The organism is Sulfurospirillum sp. MES (assembly GCF_000789415.1).
Taxonomy (GTDB): Bacteria; Campylobacterota; Campylobacteria; order Campylobacterales; family Sulfurospirillaceae; genus Sulfurospirillum; species Sulfurospirillum cavolei.
Map to the genome: position 1 here is coordinate 1 of NZ_JSEC01000057.1, position 580 is coordinate 580.

Sequence of the window (580 nt, forward strand, 5' to 3'; positions counted from 1 at the left end):
CGTACCGACCGAATCGCCCAAAGGAGAACTCGGTTTTTATATCAATTCACAAGGCGACCCGTATCCGTACCGTTTAAAACTTCGCGCGCCGAGTTTTTTTCATACGGCTCTTTTGCAAGAGATGCTCGTAGGAGAGTATTTAGCGGACGTAGTGGCGATTATCGGTAACGCCAATATCGTCTTCGGTGAAATCGACAGATAGGAGAGAGGATGCAACGTTACGATTTACGTCATTTAGGAGATGATTTTTACGGGCGAATGCTCGAAATTATCGATGAAACGAATGAAGGCGAAGTCTCTATCTTCATGTTTGAAATCGGCGATTTTTCTGCGGTACAAAAGAGTGCCGACGTGATTAAGGAAGCGGGTTGGACGCTTTTAAATTCGTTGAAATTCAATGAGACCGATTGGACGATCGTGATCAAAAAAGTCAAGGTCGCAAACGGTGAATAGAGTATTTTTAAGCGCTTTAGGTCAAAGCGATTTATCCCATTTTACAACGACATGTAAAGATTGTGACGTTATTTTCTTGATCGGCTCTTTGCCTTCGCGTCATAATCGTGCTTTAGCCCAAGAGATT

General features: G+C 43.3%; 2 protein-coding genes. Both read left to right on the forward strand.

Annotated elements, in window-relative coordinates; genetic code table 11:
- A partial coding sequence (locus OA34_RS13375) for an NADH-quinone oxidoreductase subunit D-related protein (protein ID WP_039676273.1) occupies window positions 1-202 on the forward strand: 202 nt, incomplete at its 5' end.
- An 8-nt stretch (window positions 203-210) separates the two neighbouring features.
- The gene (locus OA34_RS13380) at window positions 211-453 is read left to right on the forward strand and encodes an NADH-ubiquinone oxidoreductase subunit E family protein (RefSeq protein ID WP_039676275.1); all 243 of its coding nucleotides are present in this window, start codon (window positions 211-213) and stop codon (window positions 451-453) included.
- Window positions 454-580: the final 127 nt, after the last annotated feature.

Excerpts from the sequence above, each read along its gene's own strand:
- OA34_RS13380 (WP_039676275.1), top strand. The coding sequence starts at position 211 with ATGCAACGTTACGATTTACGTCATTTAGGAGATGATTTTTACGGGCGA.